General features: G+C 34.1%; 15 protein-coding genes. 10 read left to right on the plus strand and 5 right to left on the minus strand.

Annotation, left to right across the window (positions count from 1 at the left end; genetic code table 11):
• The first annotated feature begins 206 nt into the window (after positions 1-206).
• The 8 genes from ABD077_RS16815 to ABD077_RS16850 all read left to right on the plus strand — a co-directional run bounded on the left by ABD077_RS16815 (position 207) and on the right by ABD077_RS16850 (position 16940).
• Entirely contained in the window at positions 207-3491 is a 3285-nt protein-coding gene (locus ABD077_RS16815) for an RICIN domain-containing protein (RefSeq protein ID WP_343913410.1), read from the plus strand.
• Between the two features lie 451 nt (positions 3492-3942).
• Positions 3943-8322 (plus strand): carbohydrate-binding protein, encoded by a 4380-nt coding sequence (locus ABD077_RS16820; protein WP_343913411.1) that lies wholly within the window; start codon positions 3943-3945, stop codon positions 8320-8322.
• Positions 8323-8536: 214 nt separating this feature from the next.
• Positions 8537-10804 (plus strand): carbohydrate-binding protein, encoded by a 2268-nt coding sequence (locus ABD077_RS16825; RefSeq protein WP_343913412.1) that lies wholly within the window; start codon positions 8537-8539, stop codon positions 10802-10804.
• Between the two features lie 271 nt (positions 10805-11075).
• Positions 11076-13244: a glycoside hydrolase family 9 protein gene (locus ABD077_RS16830; protein WP_343913413.1), complete on the plus strand. Its 2169-nt coding sequence runs from the start codon at positions 11076-11078 to the stop codon at positions 13242-13244.
• A 132-nt stretch (positions 13245-13376) separates the two neighbouring features.
• Complete coding sequence (locus tag ABD077_RS16835; protein WP_343913414.1) at positions 13377-14756, plus strand: MATE family efflux transporter; 1380 nt, start codon at positions 13377-13379, stop codon at positions 14754-14756.
• A 150-nt stretch (positions 14757-14906) separates the two neighbouring features.
• Positions 14907-15980, plus strand: a complete 1074-nt coding sequence (locus tag ABD077_RS16840; protein ID WP_343913415.1) for an OmpA family protein — start codon at positions 14907-14909, stop codon at positions 15978-15980.
• A gap of 117 nt (positions 15981-16097) precedes the next feature.
• The gene (locus tag ABD077_RS16845; RefSeq protein WP_343913416.1) at positions 16098-16325 is read left to right on the plus strand and encodes a hypothetical protein; all 228 of its coding nucleotides are present in this window, start codon (positions 16098-16100) and stop codon (positions 16323-16325) included.
• A gap of 45 nt (positions 16326-16370) precedes the next feature.
• Entirely contained in the window at positions 16371-16940 is a 570-nt protein-coding gene (locus tag ABD077_RS16850) for a phosphatase PAP2 family protein (RefSeq protein ID WP_343913417.1), read from the plus strand.
• A 5-nt stretch (positions 16941-16945) separates the two neighbouring features.
• On the opposite strand, the gene ABD077_RS16855 is transcribed toward ABD077_RS16850, so the two are convergent.
• Together ABD077_RS16855 and ABD077_RS16860 are read right to left on the minus strand one after the other, a co-directional pair.
• A complete protein-coding gene (locus ABD077_RS16855) occupies positions 16946-17869 on the minus strand; it encodes an expansin EXLX1 family cellulose-binding protein (RefSeq protein ID WP_343913418.1) in 924 nt (307 codons plus the stop codon).
• 111 nt (positions 17870-17980) lie between these two features.
• Positions 17981-19489, minus strand: a complete 1509-nt coding sequence (locus ABD077_RS16860; protein ID WP_343913420.1) for a BCCT family transporter — start codon at positions 19487-19489, stop codon at positions 17981-17983.
• Between the two features lie 274 nt (positions 19490-19763).
• Between ABD077_RS16860 and ABD077_RS16865 the strand changes: the two genes are divergently transcribed.
• Positions 19764-20051 carry a hypothetical protein gene (locus ABD077_RS16865; RefSeq protein WP_299606640.1) on the plus strand — a complete coding sequence of 96 codons (288 nt, stop codon included), beginning with the start codon at positions 19764-19766 and terminating at the stop codon, positions 20049-20051.
• 29 nt (positions 20052-20080) lie between these two features.
• On the opposite strand, the gene meaB is transcribed toward ABD077_RS16865, so the two are convergent.
• Together meaB and ABD077_RS16875 are read right to left on the minus strand one after the other, a co-directional pair.
• Positions 20081-21142: a methylmalonyl Co-A mutase-associated GTPase MeaB gene (meaB, locus tag ABD077_RS16870; protein WP_299898858.1), complete on the minus strand. Its 1062-nt coding sequence runs from the start codon at positions 21140-21142 to the stop codon at positions 20081-20083.
• 90 nt (positions 21143-21232) lie between these two features.
• The gene (locus tag ABD077_RS16875; RefSeq protein ID WP_343913421.1) at positions 21233-21793 is read right to left on the minus strand and encodes a DUF2911 domain-containing protein; all 561 of its coding nucleotides are present in this window, start codon (positions 21791-21793) and stop codon (positions 21233-21235) included.
• A gap of 82 nt (positions 21794-21875) precedes the next feature.
• On the opposite strand from ABD077_RS16875, the gene ABD077_RS16880 reads away from it, so the two are divergent.
• A complete protein-coding gene (locus ABD077_RS16880; RefSeq protein ID WP_343913422.1) occupies positions 21876-23474 on the plus strand; it encodes a phytoene desaturase family protein in 1599 nt (532 codons plus the stop codon).
• 3 nt (positions 23475-23477) lie between these two features.
• On the opposite strand, the gene ABD077_RS16885 is transcribed toward ABD077_RS16880, so the two are convergent.
• Positions 23478-23702, minus strand: a complete 225-nt coding sequence (locus ABD077_RS16885) for a hypothetical protein (protein ID WP_343913423.1) — start codon at positions 23700-23702, stop codon at positions 23478-23480.
• Positions 23703-23981 lie beyond the last annotated feature (279 nt).

Below are 23981 nucleotides of genomic sequence, written 5' to 3' on the forward strand. Positions count from 1 at the left end.
GCGAACTAAACCGATTGATATTTTGGATCAAAATTTTTAGGGGAAATTATCTATATCTAGAATAAAAGAACCTTGATATAGTACTAAATTATATAATGGTCTCAAAATATCCAACGAATTCTTTTTGAATCCTAGCGATTAATAAAATAGAAAAACAACTTTTAAATGTAGTTTATACATTTAAAAACCAAAAACTACTCAAAACCATGAAAACTAACCAAAAACTTCAATTCATATTGCAAAAATATGTTTTGATATTATTCTTAACACTAGCATCATCGTTATGTGCTAAGAATATTTATGTTTCCAAGAATGGAAACGATAATAATCCCGGAACCCAAACTAAACCATATAAGACGATTGCAAAAGCTTCTTCGGTTGCTCAGGCAGGAGATGTGGTGATCATTGGAGGAGGAACGTATGAAGAATTGTTACAACCTGCACGATCTGGAACAGCAGGGAATCCAATAATATACCGATCCAAAACAGGAGAAAAGGTAATCATAACAGCAATGCAAGCTGTTAACAATTGGACTAAAGACCAAGGAAAGATCTATAAGGCACAAGTTTCTTGGGATTTAGGACAAGATAACATGACACTACACAATGATAAGCTCATGGATCTGGCTAGATGGCCAAACAATCTGACCCAAAACCTATTCGACCGTGATTATTTACCGGCTTGTAATAGAGGTGCCGCAGGTGGTGGAAAAACTTGGTTAAATTATAATGGGAGTCAATCCAATGGGCATGCAACAAGTATTCCTCATGCTGGTAAATGGGAAAATGGAGGTTCGATTCACTTTTATGGTGGAGCAGGGTTTTTAGCCTGGACGGATTATGTTACCAATTCCTCTTCTAGTAGAGTGGATTTTAAATTACAGAGAGCTCAAAACTGGATTCAATTAAGACATAATCCAGGGTATACTGGACATGGGATCAAAAAAGGAGAGTTTTTTCTTCAAGGTATAAAAGAGGCTTTGGATTATAAAAATGAGTGGTTTTATGATAAAAAAAATAAAACACTTTATGTTCAAATTGAAGGTGGAGGAGTACCAGCAAACAATTCTATTCGTTTTAGGAGAAGAACACAAACTATAAATCTAAATAAAAATTACATTCATATTGAAGGAATTGCTGTCTTTGGCGGTTCCATTGATATTAGTGGTAGTAATAATAAGTTGTATGCGGTTTCAAGTTTTTATGGTAATCATACCTTAGGTGTTATCAATGGATTTGACTCTAGACGACAAAGTGTTTTGATAACAGGTAATAAGAATCTTATCGAAAAATGTGAAATTGCTTGGGGAGCAGGAAATGGAGTTTATGATAAAGGGGATGATAATAGACTTTTGAATTCTTATGTTCATGATTTTAATTATTTAGGTAACTATGATTGTGTGCTAAATACTCGTGGAGCGAAACGAGGAAAATATAGAAACAATACCCTAACTAGAGCGGGTAAAGATGTAATTCAGGCATATGTTGATGGCGGAGAATTTGCATATAATGATATTAGTAATAATAACTTTATCGCTGATGATGGAGGATTACTTTATACGACTAACGCAAGAGCTGCTAAATCATCTATTCATCATAATACTTTTCATGACTCTAAAGCTCGAACAGGTCGATTTAAAGGAGCAGGAATTTATTTGGATAATGATTCTAAAAATTGGGATGTCCACCATAATGTTGTATGGAACACTAAATGGACCAACATACAGATTAATTGGGATGGTACAAACCTCAATATTTTCAATAACACCTTTGCTAAAGGTTCTGCAACCATGGGAGCATGGCACAAACCAGGTACTCAATTCAGTAATGTAAAAGTTTGGAATAACATTACAGATAAAGAAGCTACAGATCAAGATGGAAATCAAGAAACGGAAAGTACTTGGGAGCCACAGTCCGATAAGCAGAATAACTTAGTAAGCAGAAATTCTTTTAAAAACTATAATAATAATGATTATACTTTAAAATCAGGAGCTCAAGCAATTGATTACGGAAGAGTGATTAGTGGGTATACAGATGGTTACCAAGGGAATAAACCAGATGTAGGAGCTTATGAGTTTGGTGTGCCACCATTTAGAACAGGAATTAACTGGAATCCGGATTTAGGTCCTACAGGAAATGGATGCTATGGACTACCAGGAGAAGATTGTAACGTAAGTACCACTCCAGATGAGGTTGCTTTTGTAAATCCGGCAACGACTATTCAACCACAAACTTCTTATGATTTTAAAGTGAATTATAGTGCTTCTACCAATAGAGAAATTGTGGTAGAATTTTGGTCATCAACTGGCTGGTTAGGTCAGCAGATGGTTACGGTGAATGCAGGTACAGGAACAGCAAACGTCACAGTTAATTTAGCATCTGCACCAACTCCAGGTACTGGATATATCTACAAAGCACATATTAGACCAGTAGGTACTACTTGGCAAGAAGCTATCAATAGAGATCAGGTCGAAAATGTAACCGTTGCTAATCAAACATTTGTAGATAAGGTATCTTTTAGTAATGCACCAACTACTATTGTACAAGCTACTTCATATTCATTTGATATTAATTATGAAGCTTCTACTACCAGAGATATTATCGTAGAGTTTTGGTCATCTACAGGTTGGATTGCACAGCAAAATGAGCAAGTTGCTAAAGGTTCGGGTACAAAAACGATTACTGTTAACCTACCTAGTTTTCCGGCACCAGGAAGCGGATATGTTTATAAAGTTCATATCAGACCATTAAATTCCTCTTGGCAAGATGCTATTGCGAGAGATCAGGTAAATAATGTGACAGTAAATGCTCGTTTTACTCAGTTGATTCCAAATGGTATTTACCATATCGAATCTCCTCAAAATAATGAAAGATTATTAGCACGTGCTCTAGAGAGTCATAGTGCTAGAATGCATAAACCAGCAAATTTTGATGATCAGAAATGGGAGATCAAGCATGTTAGCGATAATTCATATACGATTAGAAACGTGGGTGCTAATAGATATTTAGAAGTTCCTTATGCTCGTTGCGAAAATGGGACCAATGTTGCCACTTGGACGGATGATGTAGATTCTCATAAGAAATGGAAAATTGTTACCAATGGCAATAATATTTATGGGATAAAACCGATGCATTGTCTATCGAGAGGTTTGGATAGAGCAGGAGGAGCAGTTGGAGCGAACGCTATTATCTGGAATTATAGTAGTACTAATGCAAATCAAAAGTGGAAAATTCTCTCTATCGGAAATAGACAGGATCCGACATCAGATGATTCATTATTAAAAGTATATCCAAATCCATCCAAAGAATCGATTGCTATTCGAGGAGTTCAGGTTAATGATATTGTTACCATTTATGATATCACCGGTAAAACAATTAAGAAAGCGAAACTTACTTCTGTAGATGAATTGATATCAATTTCAGATATGGAATCTGGGGTTTATATCTTATCTGTCTTCGGAAAGAGTAAAACACAATTTGTAAAAGAGTAAATCAACTAAAATAATTTCAGAACAAATAACAATGGGGGATGAGTCCTTCCAAATCCCCCTTTTTCAATTCTTAAAATATTTTGTGAACAATAAACAAATAAGTTAAATAAAAGTTAAAAAATCAATTCAATTTAGTAGGATTATGATACTCAACAACTCATTTTAGGTAAAAATAGAATAGAATGACATAATGATTAACTATCGAATTCTAGACAAAGAGTAACGAATTCTATTTGTAAAATATCGTTTAATAAATTCTTAAAAAAAACAGAAATTTTTGGTCCTTTAACTCAAGAACTTTTTAAAACGTTTAATACGTGTTAAAAGCTGTTAACCGAATGGTTATGTGGGTTTTAACGTTGGAATTTAACGTAATAAAATCCGTTCTTTGAGGTCTTACATAAACTCATACATATTTAAAAACTACACACGCAAAAAACAATTTGAAATTATGAAATTAACCAAGCTTAATGCTTTCTTAGCATTGTTATTCTTAGGATTTTTAGTCCAAGGACAGACCCCAGAAGGAGAATTAAAACGGTGGCATAAAGTCACATTGACATTTAACGGACCTAATACGTCCGAAACAGCAAGTCCCAATCCATTTTCAGATTATCGTTTGGATGTAACATTTACACATCAGGGAAGTAATGCAAGTTATACGGTACCAGGATATTTTGCAGCTTGTGGAAACGCAGAAAATAATAGTTGTAATTCAGGAAACAAGTGGAGAGTACACTTTGCTCCTGATAGAACTGGTACATGGAATTGGTCCGCTTCCTTTAAATCTGGTTCTAATGTAGCCATAAATGGAGGAGGCTCTAATGCTGGATTCATGAATGGAGATACTGGATCTTTTAACGTAGCAGAATCAAACAAGTCTGGAAGAGACTTTAGAAGTAAAGATCTTGGAAGATTAAAATACATAGGTGAACACTACCTAAAGCATGTTGGATCAAATCCAACTAGTCCTAACGGACCTTGGTTCGTAAAGGCAGGGGCAGATTCACCAGAAAATGCATTCAATTATGTTGATTTTGATGCTACACCAAGTTTTAATAATAACCTAAATAAAATAGGAAATAAAACTTGGCAACCACACCAAAGAGATTACGTAGCCGCTGATGCTTCTGCATATACTTGGGGAAATGGTAAAGGAACCGAAATCTTAGGGATGATCAATTACCTTTCTAGCGAAGGAGCTAACGTTGTTTCTTTCCTAACCTGGAATACTTCAGGTGATGGTGGAGCAGTTTTTCCTCATGTATTAAAAGTTTCTGAACAAGAGTATGGAAATACTTCCAGAGCGCAGCAATGGAATAAAGTACATCACGATAGATTTGATGTGTCTAAAATGGCACAGTGGGAAAAAGTGATGGAGTATGCAGATAAAAAAGGAGTATATCTGCACTTTAAAACCATGGAGACAGAAAATGATAATAAGATGGATGGTGATAATTTCGGTAGAGAAAGAAAATTATACTATCGAGAATTAATTGCTAGATTTAGCCATCATTTGGCATTAAATTGGAACCTAACAGAAGAAACAACGTTAAAGGATCAAGTTGCAAAAGCCACTGCTACTTATATCAAAAATATTGATCCATATGATCATAATATTGTAATCCATACATATCCAAATCAGCAAGATCAACGATATAATCCATTATTAGGAAACAACTCTGATTTAACAGGAGCTTCTATCCAAACAGGAAAAAACAACGTTCATAATGACGTAAGAAGATGGTTAGAAAAATCCAGAAATTCTGGTAAAAAATGGGTGGTTGCTAATGATGAGCAAGGACCAGCATCTACAGGAGTTAGAATTTCGGATAAGGAAGTAAGACATAGAATCCTTTGGGCTACTTTAATGGCAGGAGGAACAGGAGTAGAGTATTACAGCGGTTATACCAATGATGACGGTGATATTAATGGTAATGACCAGAGAAAAAGAGGTAATAAATATAAAGAAGGTGGTTACGCTCTTAATTTCTTTAATCGTTACCTACAATCTAATATGGTAAATATGGTAAGTTCTGATGGAGTAACATCAGATAGCAATGATTACGTATTTGCTAAGGCAGGAAGTGTATATGCGGTTTATAGACCTAATGGTGGATCTACAGGATTAAATTTACCAGGAGGTAATAATAAATATGATGTACAATGGTACAACCCTCGTTCAGGTGGAAATTTATCTGCGAAGCAAACTTTAGGTAACAATTTAGTTGCTCCAGATAATAATGACTGGGTAGCATTAGTAACTAGTAAAGATGGTGATAATAATGGAGGAGGAAATTGTGGTACAATTTCTATGCAGGCTATTACAGATTTTCCTACACTTTCGGTTGCTGGTTTTTCACCTGCCTACAAAGATAATGCCCGAAATGCTCTAGCAATTAATGCTGCACAATACAAGGATAAGTTTGCTGCTGCAGAAGCTACTTTTAATGGAGATTCTGGAACTTATGATATCAATTTAGCTACACTTACAGAAATTGATGGAGAATCAACATATAGAGTTTCTGTTAATGGAACACGTATTGGTGAATTTGTAAACCCAACAACCAGCACGGATTATACTGCATCAGGTACAACTTTTACAGGTATTCAGGTTACTAAAGGTGATAAAATTAGAGTAGAATTTAACTCCCATACCAATGGTACCATACCAGAAGGTAATAGCACTGCATATTCTAGAGGAAGATGGACAGCTTTAAACTTCACTTGTACCGACAATGGTGGTGATGGAGGCGACGGCGGAGACGGCGGTGGCGATGGAGATAACTGTATCCCAACGGAACAAAATGGAATCGTAGCCGTAGAAGCGGAGAAGTTTGAAAGCCAAACTAAAGTAGCTGATAGAAAATGGTATGTATTAGATGGTAGTGGGGCTTCAACTCCTACACCAGACCCGGATCCAGATCACTCTAATGGAGCTAGTGGGGGCGGATACTTAGAAATTTTACCAGATACGCGAGTAACTCATAGTGATCCATTAGTAAATGGAGTAAGTTTTTCTAATACTCCTGGACAAGTAGCGATCATCGATTACAAAGTTAAGTTTACGAGTGCAGGAAGATATTTTGTGTGGGTTAGAGCGCATTCTACTGGATCCGAAGATAATGGAATTCATGTAGGTTTAAATGGAAACTGGCCATCATCAGGTGCCAGAATGCAATGGTGTGCTGGTAAAAACCAATGGACTTGGGAAAGCAAGCAAAGAACCAATGCAAATCACTGTGGAGAAGCACAAAAGATCTATTTAGACATTCCTTCCGCAGGAGTGCATACAATCTCTTTCTCTATGAGAGAAGATGGTTTCGAAATGGATAAATTTGTATTATCAAAAGCATATAATAAGCCATCAGGTGCAGGACCAGATGTATTCTATACAGATTGCCAGGATCAAAATACAGCTCCTCAAGTTTCTGTAACATCTCCTGCCAATGGAGCAAGCTATGATATAGGTCAAACAATTCCATTAGTGGCAAATGCTTCTGATAGTGATGGATCTATTGCAAAAGTTGAGTTTTATATCAATAACAACTTAACAGCTACAGAGCAAGTTGCTCCTTATGAAACATCAACAACCATTAATGCTGCAGGTAACTACACAATTACTGCAAAAGCAACTGATAATGATGGAGCGACAAAAACATCTTCTCCAATAACGATTACTGTTAAAGATGATTCTACTCCACCAACTGATGCAATCGATATTCCTGGTTCTTTTGAAGCAGAAGATTTCGAATTAAAATCAGGAAGTGTGCGAATAGAAAATACTCCAAATAGTACTGGTAAAAATCTTGGGTTTATTAATAATGGAGATTTCGTATCATACAACGTGAATGTTGATGCAACTAGCGAATACACTTTTGATTTCTATGCTTCTAGTAAAGGAACAGGTGGTACTGTGGATATTATTGAAGCAGGAGCAGTTGTAGGATCTGTATCAATTCCAGTGAATGGGCAATGGCACGATTACAAGAAGTATTCTACTTCAGTGTCTCTTTCTTCGGGAGAAAAAGAATTGAGATTCGTATTCAAAGGAGGAGAAGGATATCTATATAATGTAGATAAAGTGGTTGCTACAAAAATACAACCAGTAGAGCAAACCGTAACGCTTACACCAATACATGATGCATACATGCAAGGATCAACAAGATTCAATAACGATATGGTTCGTGTAGAATCAAATAAGAGAACAGGATATTTAATGTTCGACCTTTCTTCTATCAACGGAACCATTACCAAAGCAGATCTTAAGTTCACTGTATATTCTGATCCTGGAAATGGTAACATTAGTATAACTAAAGGGAACAGCAATAACTGGACAGAAGGTAATTTGTCAAATTCAAACAAGCCTGGAAAAGGAACTCAGTTAGGATCTCTAAATGCTAATTTCCCTGAAGGCAGCACAAAGACGATTCCACTAAAAACTGGACAGATATCAGGAAATAGACTTTCGTTGATTATTGATGCGCTTTCAGGAAATGATTTTGCTTTTGCATCCAAAGAAAATGGATCTGTATCGAAACCTCAGTTAGTAATTACATATACCACAAATAGAGATGATGGACAGGTAGAAGATGATATTACATTATATCCAAATCCAGTTGTAGATGTAATCAATATTTCTGGTTCTACTGCTGGAAAGACAATCAAAGTATTTAATACCGTAGGTGTTCTTGTAAAAGAAGTATCATTAACAGATGGTCAAAATACTGTTGATATGAGCAACTTGTCATCTGGATATTACATCATAAATATCTTAGAAGCAGGTAAAACGAATAAGGTTCTTTCTGCTAAGAAAGTATTAAAACGTTAATCAAATTCTTTCATCTTTTATTAGATCAAAATAAAATGTAAAGAGAAAAAATAGGAAAATAGGCGGTCATTTTGAGACCGCCTTTTCCTCTAATGTATTATGAGTATAAATGGTGAAAAGTTTTAAATTTTTTACCTCAAAATATTTAGACTTCTCGTGTTATGCAATCTGAAAAAGATTGGGTTTTGATCTAAAAAATAAAACGATTTTAATCATGGAAAAAAATAACAAATCAATCATATTCTTATTGTTATGTATGCTAACAGTAAGTGTTTTTGCACAACCAACACCTCCAAATGGAAAGAAGTGGGAAAAAATAGACATTATGTCTGATGAATTTAATGGTTCTTCATTAAATACTAATAAATGGGCAATAAATAGTCCTCAATGGGAAGGTAGAAAACCGGCCAGATTTGAAACATCATCAGTTTCTGTTGGTAGCGGAAACCTTAAGATTTCAGCTTCTAAAAAGACCAATCCATTCAATGGTTGGACTCATAACGGAGGTCTTGTTAGATCCTTAACAAAAAATACATACGGATATTACGAAACCCGAATGAAAGGTAATAAAACCTTTATGTCATCTACCTTTTGGCTTATTAATCAACGAAATGAAGGTAGTGGATGTAATCTTCGTGTAACAGAGTTAGATATTACAGAGACGGTTGGTGTTAATTCTAATGGAGCAAATTGGGTGAATAATATGATCACCAATATGAATTCCAATACACATAGCAGAAATACAAATTGTAATAATACACCTGTTGGACAGCAGGGAAACAAAGCTCCATTGGGAGAAGCTTCTTGGAAGAATTATCATACTTATGGAGTTTGGTGGAAAAGTAAAAGTGAGATTTTATTTTATCTAGATGGTCAGTTTGTTGGGCAAATAAAGCCACCAGCAGATTTTAATCTTCCAATGTATTTACGTATGGTAGTCGAGACTTACGATTGGAATCCACCAAAAAATGGTCAGGATGGAATGAATGATTCTCTAGAAAATCGTACTACATACTATGATTGGGTACGTTCTTACCGATTAGTCGATGATTCAAATCCAAATACTCCTCCAACAGTTAATGTTACGGCACCTACAAATGGTGCAAGTTATCAGGTAGGTCAAACGATACCTCTAAAAGCGAATGCGTCCGATAGTGATGGATCTGTCTCCAAAGTGGAATTTTTTGTAAATAATAGTTTAACAGCGACAGAGCAAGTTGCTCCATATGAAACAACAACTGTTATTAATACAGTAGGCAGCTACACTATAACGGCAAAGGCTACTGATAATGATGGTGCTGTAAAAACTTCTCAGCCAATTACCATCACTGTTAAAGATGATTCCACTCCACCAACTGATGCAATTGCGATACCAGGTTCTTTTGAAGTGGAAGATTTTGAAGCTAAATCAGGTAGCGTAAGAATAGAAAATACTCCAGGTACCAATTCTGGTAAGAATTTAGGATATATAAAGAATAATGATTTTACAACCTATAAAGTAAAAGTTAATGGAACTAGCCAATATACCGTAGATGTTTATGCTTCTAGTCAAGGGGTTGGTGGTAAAGTTGATATTTTAGAATCGGGAAATCTAGTTGGTTCGGTAAATATTCCTGTTAATGGACAATGGCATGACTATAAGAAGTACTCCACAACAGTTTCTCTTTCTTCTGGGGAAAAAACCTTAAGATTATCGTTTAAGGGAGGTGCTGGTTATTTGTATAATATCGATAAGGTTGTAACTACAAAAATTCAATCTGTTGAGCAAACAGTAACATTGAGTCCGATACATGATGCGTATATGCAAGGATCTACTCGATATAATAATAATATGGTGCGTATAGAATCAAATAAGAGAACCGGATTCCTAATGTTTGATCTTTCTTCCATTAATGGAACGATTACAAAAGCTGATCTAAAATTTACCATATTTTCTGACCCAGGAAATGGTAACATTGCTATCAATAAAGGAAATAGTAGCAACTGGACTGAAGCTAATTTATCCAATTCTAATAAGCCAGAAAAAGGAACACAATTAGGTTCATTAAACGCTAATTTCCAAATTGGAGCTACGAAAACAATACCTTTAAAGACTGCTCAAATTTCAGGGAATAGACTTTCATTAATTGTAAGTGCACTTTCAGGAAATGATTTTGCTTTTGCTTCCAAAGAGAATGGATCTGTTAGCAAACCACAATTAGTAATTACATATACTGTCAACCGTGATAATAATGATGCAAATGAAATTGTATCACTATATCCAAATCCTGTAATCAATAGCATTAATTTTTCTCAAGAAATGACAGGAAAGACGATTAAGGTCTTTAATGTTCAAGGATTATTAGTAAAAGAGAAATTGATGAAAGAGGGAGAGAATTTTATGGACGTGAGTAGTTTGTCATCTGGATATTATATCGTTAATATTTTAGAAGCAGGAAAGACAAATAAGAATATTAAGTCTATAAAAATAATCAAACAATAATTTAGGGTGCTAAAAACAAATATTGAATAACTATCAATAGAGTTCTAACACAAACTCAGCCAGGAGAAACTGTCTTTTTCGTTAAAGGCAGTTTCTCTTCTTAATTTTAGAATAACATAAAAAATGTTCTTGTAGGATTTTTTTTCAAAAACTAAAAAAGATCTTATCACTCTCTTAACAAATCAAAAAAAACATAATATAAAAGCCAAAAACAGAGTTAATAATGACTTATCAAACCACACAAATTATATAATCACAAATCATTCAAAACATGAAAAAAAACTTACTAAGCTTATTGGTAATCTTTTTAGGATTACAAGGAACACAAGTCGTCGCACAATTTAATTATGGAGAAGCATTACAGAAATCAATTTTATTTTATGAATCCCAACAGTCTGGAGTATTGCCGGATTGGAATAGAGTAAGTTGGAGAAGTGATGCTGGAGTAAATGATGGTCAAGATGTAGGATTAGATCTTACTGGTGGATGGTTCGATGCTGGAGATCATATAAAATTTGGATTTCCTATGGCATTTTCAGTTACAGCATTAAACTGGGGATTTTTAGAATACAAAGATGGATATGACGCGGTAAATCAAACAGAACATTTTAAAAGAAATATTAAGTGGGTAACCGATTACTTTATTAAATGTCATCCAACAAAATTTGAGTTTTATGCTCAGGTTTCTAAAAAAGGACAAGATCATAGTTTCTGGATGCCAGCAGAAATGATAGATGTTCACCCACAATACGGCCAAAGAGAATCTTTTAAACTAGATACGAGCCATCCTGGAACAGAAGTAGTTTGTGAAACAGCTGCTGCATTAGCTTCGGCGAGTATAATTTTTAAAGATAGCGATCCAACCTATAGTGCTACATTATTACAGCACGCCAAAGATTTATATGAATTCGGTGAAACGTATAAAGGTAAATATACCGAAGAAGGTGGTATTCCTGCTGTAGGAACCTATTCTTCTGGTGGATACGAAGATGAATTAACATGGGGAGCCCTTTGGTTGTATAAAGCAACAGGAGATAATACATACCTACAAAAAGCAGAAGCTACCTATGGAGAACCTGATTACTTATGGAGTCTTGTATGGGACGATAAAAGATATGGTAATATGGTATTGTTAGCAGAGCTTACAGGGAAGCAACAATATATTGATAATACAGAAAGGCATTTGCAATTTTGGATTGATAATAATAATGGTATCACATACTCTCCAGGAGGTCAGGCACATTTAACGCAATGGGGATCTCTACGTCATTCTATGAATGCAGCATTAACAGCTTTGATTTTTGTGAATAATGTAAATACTCCTAATAATCAAGACTATTATGATTTTGCTGTAAGTCAGGTAAAGTATGCTTTGGGAGATAATCCAAACAACCGAAGTTTAGTAACTGGATTTGGAGTAAATCCACCAACTAAGCCACACCATAGAGGTCAACATTCTAGTTGGACTCGAAGTGAGTCTATCCCAGAAGAATCTAGACACACTTTGTGGGGTGCATTAATGGGAGGACCTGGAAACCCTGATGATGTATTTGTTGAGAATCGTTCAGATTTTCAGGCAAATGAGGTAGCTTGTGATTACAATGCTTGTTACCAGGGTGTATTAGCAAAAATGGTCATGGATTTCGGAGGATCGGAATTACCAAATTTCCCAACAGAAGAAGCCTCTGGAGTAGAGTTTTTAAATGAAACTAAAATCAATAGCGAATCTGGGAGGTTTACAGAATTAGCAATTTGGTTAAATAATAGATCGGCTTGGCCAGCTCGAGTTCCAGGAAGTCTAACAGCTAGATATTTTATCGATATCACGGAAGGAATTAATGCGGGATACGCTCCAGAGGATTATGAAATCACAGGAAGAGGAAATGGTGGAGCAACAGGTGGATTGCAAGCTTGGGATCCAGATAACAATATTTATTATGTAGAGGTAGCGATTGATAGTGACCAAATGCCTTTCCCAGGTGGTCAAGGAGAACATAGAAAAGAAATTCAGGTAAGAGTATCCGTACCTAATAATGCTGCCGAAAGCTCTTGGGATCCTACCAACGATTTTTCTTATGATGGTCTAAGTAGTACCCTGATAGAATCTGAGAGAGTACCAATTTATGCAGATGGAGTTTTGGTTTGGGGTATCGAACCGTCGAGATCATTGTCTGTAGATGAACTTGAAACATTAGGATTTCAATTATATCCTAATCCAGTAAAGAATGAGCTTTATCTTTCTGGAGATTTATCAAAAATTCAGAATTCAACAATTGTTATTTCTGGAATTACTGGTGCCACAGTAAAGTCTGTAAAAGTGTCTGATGTTACTGCAAATCAAATTTCAATACCAACATGGGATTTGTCTTCGGGAATGTACTTTATCAGTTTAACAAGCACTAATGGAAGTACAGTCACTTCTAAATTTATGAAAAACTAATTTATAAAACTACAACAGTTTGATAAAGAAAAAGGTGCTTGAGAAAGCACCTTTTTTTGTGCTTAAAGTTCCGTTAATCATACAATATTCCAAAAAGGAATCTCCTTATCTTTGACAACTTAATTTGTATTCATGTTGCAACAATACACAAAAGAGTTTAATTATAACCTTCGGTTAGCAGCTCCAGTAATGCTAGGTATGCTTGGGCATACTTTTGTGGGATTGATAGACAATATCATGGTAGGTCAATTAGGTACTGCAGAATTAGCAGCTGTATCTTTAGGTAATAGTTTTATGTTTATAGCAATGTCTCTTGGAATAGGGTTTTCTACTGCTATTACTCCGTTAATTGCCGAGGCTGATGGTGAGAACAATTTTGCAAGTGGAAAGCTCGCCTTTAAGCATGGACTATTTTTATGTACTACACTTGGAATTATCCTGTTTTTAGGAATTCTTGTTGCCAAACCCTTAATGTATTACATGGAACAGCCTATAGAGGTTGTAGAATTGGCGATTCCCTATTTAGATTTAGTAGCAGTTTCATTAATACCCTTGATTGTTTTTCAGGCATTCAAACAATTTTCTGATGGATTATCCATGACCAAGTATCCAATGTATGCAACATTAATCGCCAATATTGTAAATATATTTTTAAACTACTTATTAATATTTGGAAAATTTGGTTTACCGCAAATGGGTATCGTTGGTGCAGCCATAGGAACTTTGGTTTCCAGATTGATAATGGTTGTGTTTTTATGGTTCTTTTTAAAAAGAAGAGAAAAATCTAAAGCTTATGTTACCAATGTTAAGCTCTTTGTCCTTCAAAGTAATATGCTCAAAAAGATACTTACGTTAGGGTTTCCTTCTGCGTTGCAGATGTTTTTTGAAGTTGGAATTTTTACATCGGCGATTTGGATTTCTGGGATATTAGGTAAAAATCCACAAGCAGCAAATCAAATAGCGCTAAACCTGTCTGCTATGACTTTTATGGTTGCTATGGGACTAAGTGTCGCAGCCATGGTACGAGTAGGTAATCAAAAAGGACTGCAACAATATAGAGAGTTAAGAAGAATTGCTTTTTCGATCTTTCTACTTACATTTTTTATCGAGATTATTTTTGCCTTGTGTTTTATTATTTTTAATAATATGCTACCAGAAATTTACTTGGATGTAGATGATATGGAAAACCTTGTGGATAATACAGAAGTAATGACTATTGCCGCCAAACTTTTATTGATTGCTGCTTTGTTTCAAATATCTGATGGAATCCAAGTAGCAGTACTAGGAGCATTGAGAGGATTGCAAGATGTAACAATGCCAACAGCTATTACATTTTTTGCTTATTGGGTGATTGGTTTTCCAGTTAGTTTTTATCTTGGGTTGTATACAGAATATAAAAGTGTAGGAATTTGGATTGGCCTATTGGCAGGTCTAACAACATCGGCTTTATTACTTTATGCACGTTTTCATTATTTGAGTAAAGATTTGATAATTAAAAAGGATAATTCATAACAGTTTTGGAATCTTTTTTGTCACTTACAATATAGATAGTTTTGGTTCGTTTCTTTTTTTGGACTAGTTTTTGTTACTTGTCAAAGTATATTTCATATTAAGAAATATTTAACTATATTTCGAATATATCTAAACCTGAAAAGAAAAGAGATGAACAGCCCAAAATCTAACCTTTACCTTTTATTGATTACCATTGCTATGATTAGTGTTACTTCTAATGCAATAGCCCAAAATTTAATTCCTAATCCAAGTTTTGAAGAAACTAATCCTTCAGTAAAAAAGATGAAGCATGCCATGAGAAATTTTGGTATTCTTTCAGATTGGAAAACCTTAACAAATACACCAGATGCCCATCATCCAGCAGTAAGCGAAATGAAATTTACTCACAAGGCACCTGGTTTTCTAGAACAGTTTGGCCCTCAGGAACCAAGATCGGGTGAGGCAAAAGTAGGTTTATATATAACTAGTAATAATACTAAAGAATCTATAGTAACTAAACTAAAAAGTCCTTTAAAAGCTGGTAAATATTATTATTTTCATATGTATGTTTCTTTAGGCGAAGGTGCTATCACTAATTCTTGTACATCATCTATTGGATCTTATTTTACTGCTAGAATGCCAAGATTTACTGAAACATCGGAATACAAACTGCATATAGAGTCTTCGGAGATGATTTGTGATACGAAAAATTGGACAAAGGTATGTGGAGTGTATAAAGCAAAGGGAACTGAAAAGTATATCTCAATTGGATATTTTTCTGATAATCCAAATGGGAAATCATTAAGATCTGGAAGTACATTCAGTGATGCTTATTATTATATTGATGATGTGGAGCTAAGAGAGATGCAAGATGTACGAGGAGTTAATGTAGATGCTATTTGTGATATGGCGTTAGATTTCTCAGATATCGAATATTTAATTGGAGAAAGTGAAGTATATGAGGAAATCAAAGCTGCTTTAGATTCATATCTGCAGTACTTGAAAGTATTCAAGTTTAATAGCATAAAAATAGTAGGTCATGCCAATGATTCGGAAATAGAATTCGAAAATGAGATCCTATCATCTGCTCGTGCAGGTTTTGTAAAAGACTATTTAATAGCCAATGGCATCGATGAGACTTTAATAACCTATGAAGGTGTTAGCAATACCCAGCCTAGAGAAGAAGAAGGTGTTGATAATAATGAGTTAGGATCCAATGCTAGAGTACAAATTATTATCGAATAATAAGTATTAGAAAGATATTTAAAAAGAGGTGAATTCTAATTTATAGATTTACCTCTTTTTGTTTTTGTTACTTTATCTGTAAACTTTGTAGCTTTGCTGAATATAATTTAAGTGTATATGAGTCTTCCAAAATTCTTATTAGGTGATAATACTGATTATCCCAATGCTATATTTGTAATCCATACGGAGTTTCCAAGGTTTGTGATCAATTTAGAAAACGATGAGGTCGAGTGGTTCGAAGAATTTGATAAAAGCGATGAGAAAGAGCTTGAGAGTGAAGCTGAGAATTTATTCCAGGCTGCTAATGATTTTTATGATCGTGAGATCGAACGATACGAAGAATAGGATTATAAAATCATATATTTATCAAATAAATAACCAACTGTTCTTATGGATGAAATCATACAACTAGATAAAGATCTTTTTTTATATCTGAACAACTTAGGCACGCCGCTTTGGGATGGATTTTGGTTATTTATGACCGAAAAGCTTTATCAAATTCCATTGTACGTATTACTCTTGTATTTTTTCTATAAATATTTTGGAATAAAAGGAACCATAATTACACTCGTAATTGTGGCTGCATTGATTACAGCATCGGACCAATTATCTAACTTGTTTAAAAATGTATTATTTATGAGACCAAGGCCTTGTAGAGCGGAAGGTGTTGGAGAGTTTACAAGATTTATTGCAGAAAGATGCGGAAGACATGGTTATTTTTCGGCGCATGCAGCAAGTTCTATGGCATTAGCATTTTTTACAGGCTTGGCACTACAAAAAAGGCTTAAATATATCTTCCCATTTATGGTTGTTTGGTCGATTGTTGTAAGCTATAGCAGAATTTATGTTGGAGTACACTATCCAGGGGATATCATAACAGGAATGGCTATCGGTATTCTTCTAGGACTTGGAGCATATAAATTACATATATTTTTAGTAGCAAAATACGGCACCCAATAACACGCCTATTTTATAATTATTTTTTGAGGTTTTTTATTTTCGAGAGATAAAAAGTATAAGCCAGATTGTAATGAAGAAGTGTTTATGGAATTTGCGTTTCCTTCTTTTATTTTTTTACCATTACTATCAGAAAGTATCCAAGGTTTAGAGTTGTTTGTAAAATATAATATTTCAGAAGCAGGATTTGGATAAAAAGAAAGTTTGGTTGTCTCAAGGTTATCTACGGATAGTGCTTCCGTGCATTCTGATGGAGTAGAGAATTGTTTTCCAGTATTATAATCTATGTTTAAGTCTATTGGAATATTTTCAAAAGTTAATTCTTCTCCCAAAACTGAGGTAATTCTTAAATTCATAGGAGAAGCAATACCTTCGGTTTCGATAAAGAAATTAAATAACTCACGGTTTACCGATTTCCATGTATTATCAGGTAATTGATATTCCATTTTGGTTATAGCATGCTTAATATCTCTAAATTGTATTGCTGTCCAATATATACTGGAACCTTCCTTAAAATTAATTTTTATGGATTCGTTATTCGTGATATCGCAAGGCACAAATTTCCAGGATATTGGTACTCTTCCATCTACGATGTCGGCGATCATACCAAAAGCCTGTTCTGTCATATCCACATCTCCTTCAACACATTCTGGGCATCGGTCTACAACTTTTAGTTTTACGCTGCCTTTTGCTCCAGTTACTTCGATGCAAGCTCCACACGCATTACTACTATTATAGTTAATGGTATTTAGTGCACAATGCATATAATCTCCTGTTGCTACAGGCAAAGAACAATTTCCAAAAATACCACCATCAACACCATCGTAGTAGGTACCTTCTCCTGTATGAACTGTATCATTACAGTCTTGTGCGCTTAGATTGAACGTACAGATAAATGCAAGGCTATATATGAGTAATATGTAGGTTTTCATAAGTGAAGTTTTAAGTTGGTATATTTATGTATGTATCATTACGCAGAAAAACAGGTATTAGTATATTTTTCACCACAATTTTTACCGATTAAATAATATTACATATGAATTTTAGTCGATTTTAGACTTTCTAAAATCTATAAAGAACAATAGGATCATTATAACCATTAATAACGAAAAAGGGAGCGAAGTAATAATTAGTAGCTTTTGCATTGCGGTCAAGACGTTAATGTCTTCTTTTGCATTTCCTAATAGTATGATGCCAATAGCAAATATAGTAAGTACAATACTCCATAATAAACGATGTTTTTTAGAAGGATTTTGTTTGCCTTGATCAGTAAACATGCTAAGCACAAAAACTGCTGAGTCTAAGGATGTAACTAAAAAGCTAATAAGCAGCAGTATAACTGTGGTATTGATGAATCCTTGAAAAGTATAATTTTCAAAAAAAACAAAAATAGAACTAAAGACATTGTCAAACTCTCCCTGATAGAAATCAAGATTGTCTACTATTTGAAATGCAGATTCACCAAATACGGTAAACCAGAAAAAAGTTCCTAATGATGGTACAAGCAAAACACCTATAATTAATTCTCGTAGTGTTCTTCCTCTAGAAATTCTAGCAATAAAAATACCAGTAAAAGGAGCCCAAGCAAGCCAAAAGGCCCAATAGTAATAGGTCCAATCCGTAAGAAAGCTTTCTCCTGGATCATAAACTCCATATGCAATACTTAAAGGAATAAAATCAACTATATAATGGAAAAGCGAATAACAAAATTGAGAGAGAATAGCTACTATATCACTCTGAGTAAAAACAAAAATCAACAAAGCAAAAGTAATATAGATATTCCAAGTGGAAATCACTTTTATTCCTTTGTTCACGCCTTTAAAAACGGATATGAATGCCAAACCAGAAATTAGGATTAGTAAGAGGATTGTAATTTTAGAATCAAAATTTGTCTGCAATAAATGATCAAGCCCTCCTTTTATTTGAGTAGTTCCTAATCCGATTGCCGCTACCAGTCCAAATACGGTCGTTAATATTGCAAGAATATCAATCCCCTTAAACACCAAGTTTTGAGCGTTTTTAGAAACGATGATACCTTCTAATGAACTAAAAGCGCTACTAGATAGTACTTTTTTAGATCTCACAAAAAGATAATATCCAATAACAATCGCAAAAACTGCATAAAACGCCCATGCCGTAAAACCCCATTGATAAAAGGTATACTCTAACGCTATGTTTTCTAACGTAGTGTTAGTGTAAATAGGGGCATAGCATCTCATAAATACAGGTTCTTGGACCGCTCTTAATAATATCCCAGATCCCATTCCAGCACTATACAACATGGATATCCAAGCAAGTCTAGAAAATTGTGGCCTGTCTTGATCCTGCCCTAAACGACGTTTGCCCCATGGTGAGACTGCTAACACTAGTAAGAGTAAAACTGTTCCTAGCCCTAACCATAAATAAAAACCACCAAACCATTTTCTTATGAAAATCGAAGTAGTTTCAATTTGTATATAGACTTCCTCAGTGAATATGTAAAGAAAGAAGGAAAAAAATAAAAGAATGCCTAATGAGATTTTTAATAAACTACTCGAAGTATACTTAGACATCAGAAGTAATATTAGTGTTACTTTTTTAAATTATTTTTCTAAATGTACAGGTTTTAATTTTTATAAATTGAAAGTTTGAGGAAAACACCCCATTTTTTTGAAGATTATTTGCAAAGATTTTAATTTTTTTATTTTAACTTGTAATAGTCATTTACACATTAATATAGTGAGAGAAATTCATGTGAAATACTTAGCTGACAGTTGTTTAAGTTTTTTGATATGAAATTAGGATAAGATATTCAGTAGTACCATAACCAACTAATTCTTATAGACTATGAAAAGAGTAATTGTTGACTACAAAAAGCTTAATAAAGACATTGTAAATCTTTTAGTAGAAAAGTTTCCGGATGGCTATTCAGATAAAGATATAATATCTTTCAAAAACCATCATAATGATACCATAGAAGCGGTAGAAGTAAAAACCATTGACACTATTTATTTAGTAAAAATTAGTGAGCGCTTAGCAGGAGTTATGCAAGATTATGAAGAAAATACTTCCGATTCTGAAATTCCAACATCAGTGACAAAAGAACAAGTAGGAGAGGTGGATCTTGATGATTAACTTATCTAGTTCTAAGGGTTTTATGATTATTAGGAGTTTTTATGCTTGTCCAATAAATATTTGGCCGCAGTAAAAGGAGTAATCTGGTGCTTTTGTATAGCATCCAACTGATCAGATAAAGCCTTTTTAATTTCTGGGTGATTATAAAAAGAACTTTTTAGTTGCTCTTCAATAGTTTGCAGTAGCCAAAATTTATTTTGTTCGGTTCGATTTTTTTCGAAATATCCATTACTAGCAGAAATTTCTAAATAGTTTAGAACTAACTCCCAAACTTCTTCTATACCGTTTTTTGTTAATGCACTACAAGTAAGTACTTGAGGAGTCCAGGCATTTTCTCCAATGGGATAGAGGTGTAAAGCTTTTTTAAATTGATTTTTGGCCTCTCTGGCGCGTTTTACATTATCTCCATCAGCCTTGTTAATAACAATAGCATCAGCCATTTCGATAATACCTCGTTTGATGCCTTGCAATTCATCTCCAGCTCCTGCAAGTTTTAATAATAAAAAGAAATCAACCATACTATGCACGGCTGTTTCGCTTTGCCCAACCCCAACCGTCTCAATAATAATCACATCATATCCAGCAGCTTCGCATAAAATAATGGATTCTCGTGTTTTCTGAGCTACACCACCTAATGAATTTCCAGAAGGAGAGGGTCTTATAAACGCTTCTTTGGATCTGACCAAAGATTCCATTCTTGTTTTATCTCCTAAAATACTGCCACCAGAAATAGTACTGCTTGGATCTACAGCTAATACAGCTACTTTCTTACCTTTTTCAATAAGTACATTCCCTAATGCTTCTATAAATGTGCTTTTCCCAACTCCTGGAACTCCTGTAATACCAATTCTAATTGATTTATTGGCATGTGGAAGACATTTTTCAATCAGTTCTTGCGTTTTTGCACTATGCTTTTGTTGGGTGCTTTCTACTAAGGTAATACCTTTACTAAGAGCAGCGGTGTTTTGTGTAATGATCCCTTCAAAAATATCGGAAATTGAAATCTCTTTTTGTTGTAGTTTTCTAAATCGATCAATGGCACTTTTATTAGTGCTATGGGGTAGTTTCGAAGACTTATCACGATGTTCCATTTGATCTCAATTAAAAAGCGGCAAAGTAACAAATGTATGAATTCATTTCAGTTAATTGTAGTATTTCTAAAGTAATCTAAAGATATACAATTACTCAGATTTTATAGGTATAGCAATACTAGTTTGATCCCAAACTAAAAACATTATAGTAAAGTTGTTTGCTTCCTGAAAATAAATAGAAAATTGCTCTACTATATTTAGCAAATGTTGTACTGGTACCTCGATAGTCAATATATCTTCTTCTGGATTTCTTGCTGGTTCTCCATTGATTAGATCCACTCCCCATTTGTATTGATCTTTATTAAAAATAACTTTCCAAGATTCTTTTCCCGGTATTGTCCATAGGGTATAGGTGCCTGCTTCTAATTCAGAACCATCTACTAGTATGTTTTTATCCGTAGTAAAAGTAGTGGCTTCATTCGCGCCCGTTCTCCAAACTTGATCAAATGGTACTAGATCTCCAAAGATTACCCTTCCCTTTTTGAAGGGGCGGTTATAGAATACAGTAAAAGTATTATCCTTACTAATGTGTGTGATGGTATCTTCTGGACTGTGCTTTTTGGTATTGAGTTTAAGAATAAACACAATGATTACAGAGAGACTGATAATTCCAATTAATAAAATGAATGATCTTTTCTGAAATATAGACATACACTTTTTTAATTTTAAAGATACCTCTTTTTATATATGCAAATACATATATTTCTTACTTTTGATTCCTTACTTCATATATATGGTAGAAAAATCCTATAAAAAATTTACTGAAGATATTGAGTTTACCAATGATACTTATGTAATTGTTGGTTCTGGTGTTGGTGGATTAACAACTGCAGTTTTTTTGGCAAAAGCAGGTAAGAAAGTAGTGGTATTAGAACAGCATTATACACCAGGTGGTTTTACTCATACCTTCAAAAGAAGAAAAGGATTAGTTTGGGATGTAGGTGTTCACTATGTTGGGAATATGGAAGAAAATTCTGGATTGCGTAGGATATTTAATTATTTATCCGATAACAAACTGGAATGGGATGCCATGGGAGATCCATATGATGTTGCATACATAGGAGATCGTAAGTTTGAATTTGTTGCTGGGAAGGAAAATTTTAGGAAAAAATTTCATGAATATTTTCCAAATGATCAGTCGGCAATTGATAAATATTTGCAATTGTTAGAGAAGTCTACTAAAAAAAATCTTTTATATTTTGCGCAAAAAGCTTTCCCTAGTCTATTAAGTATTAGTCTAGGTCCTTTGTTTAGAAGAATTCAACGTCCGATTTCTAGTAAAACTACCTATGAAGTACTGAGTAGTATCACAGATAATCAAGAATTAATTGCGGCCTTATGTGCACAATGTGGTAACTATGGATTGTCGCCAAAGGAAAGTAGTTTTGCTTCGCATTGTATTGTGATAAATCATTTTATGGAAGGAGGTTATTATCCAAGAGGAGGAGCTAATAGAATTCATGAGACCATTATAGAAAATTTAGCATCTTTAGGGGTTCCTGTGTATATTAAAGCCAATGTAGAAAAGATCATCACAAAAGGAAAAGCAGTAAAAGGACTATTGATTAATGGAAAAGAGTATCCTTGTAAAAAAGTAATAAGTAACGCAGGTGCTCGTAATACTTTTTTACATTTATTAGATCCATCAGCAGTTAATAAAAAGCATGTCCATTTTAAAAACGTACAAGCTTCTACCTGTCATTTATGTTTATATATAGGATTGAACAAAAGTGATCTTGATCTGAAGCTTCCCAAATATAACATATGGTGGTATGAAAATAAGGATACTGATCAGATTCTAAATGATAAAAATAATCTTTCTAACGATAAGTTATCCTTTGCTTATATCTCATTCCCTTCTGCAAAAGATAGTGCCTGGTCAAAAGAGCATCCAGATCAAGCAACTATTCAGTTGATTGGACGCGCATGGTATCCGGATTTTAAGAGCTATGAAGATAAGCCCTGGCTAAATCGTGGTGATGCATATGATCAGATTAAAGAAGATTTTAAAGACAAAGGATTACGATTGTTATTTGAGTTATTTCCACAATTAGAACAACATATTATTCATGCAGAGGTTTCGACTCCAGTTTCGACCCGAAAATTTAGTAACTATAAAGAAGGAGAGATTTATGGGGTTACACATGCTCCAGAACGATATAAGACAAAAGTTTTAAGACCTAGAACTCATATTAAAGGACTGTATCTAACTGGGCAAGATATCACATTGGTAGGTGTAGGTGGTGCAATGGGAAGTGGAATTCTAACGTCTACTACTATTATAAAGTGGAATATGAGTAAACAATTTAAAGAGATAGCGGCAAAGTACTAGATACTATATTCCTTTCATTACCTTCATAAAATTCATAGCGTTTACTGCATATGCATTTCTTTGAGTAACCAAAAGATCTAGAACTGACTTCGGAAGCGGTTTTGATTCTAAAAAATTGTCAATCTGCTTAATTATTGCATTGGTATGATCAACATTACTCTTCATAAGATTCATCACACTTTCTAATTCATTTGAGTTTGTGTAGTTGTAATTAATAGAGTTATACATTTGTTTGATAATTTGTGATTAAAATGATGTTGTTGTTAGAGTAGTCTTTGATTTCTTTAAAAACTTACTAGAATTTTATTTTTTTATTAATGTTTTGAAAATCAGTACTTTTTATTTTTTTCGTTTTTTTATCTTTAATTTTGCAACATATTAATCAGTGATCTCGTCTTTAGAAGAGAATAGTAATTAGAACAGTTTTAAAGAAGTAATCACTAACCAAAATTCAAGTAAGTTTGTTACAGAGCGAGCTAATAGAACAGTGTAGAGCTAACGACCGTA

Source organism: Aquimarina litoralis, assembly GCF_039523995.1.
Classification (GTDB): domain Bacteria; phylum Bacteroidota; class Bacteroidia; order Flavobacteriales; family Flavobacteriaceae; genus Aquimarina; species Aquimarina litoralis.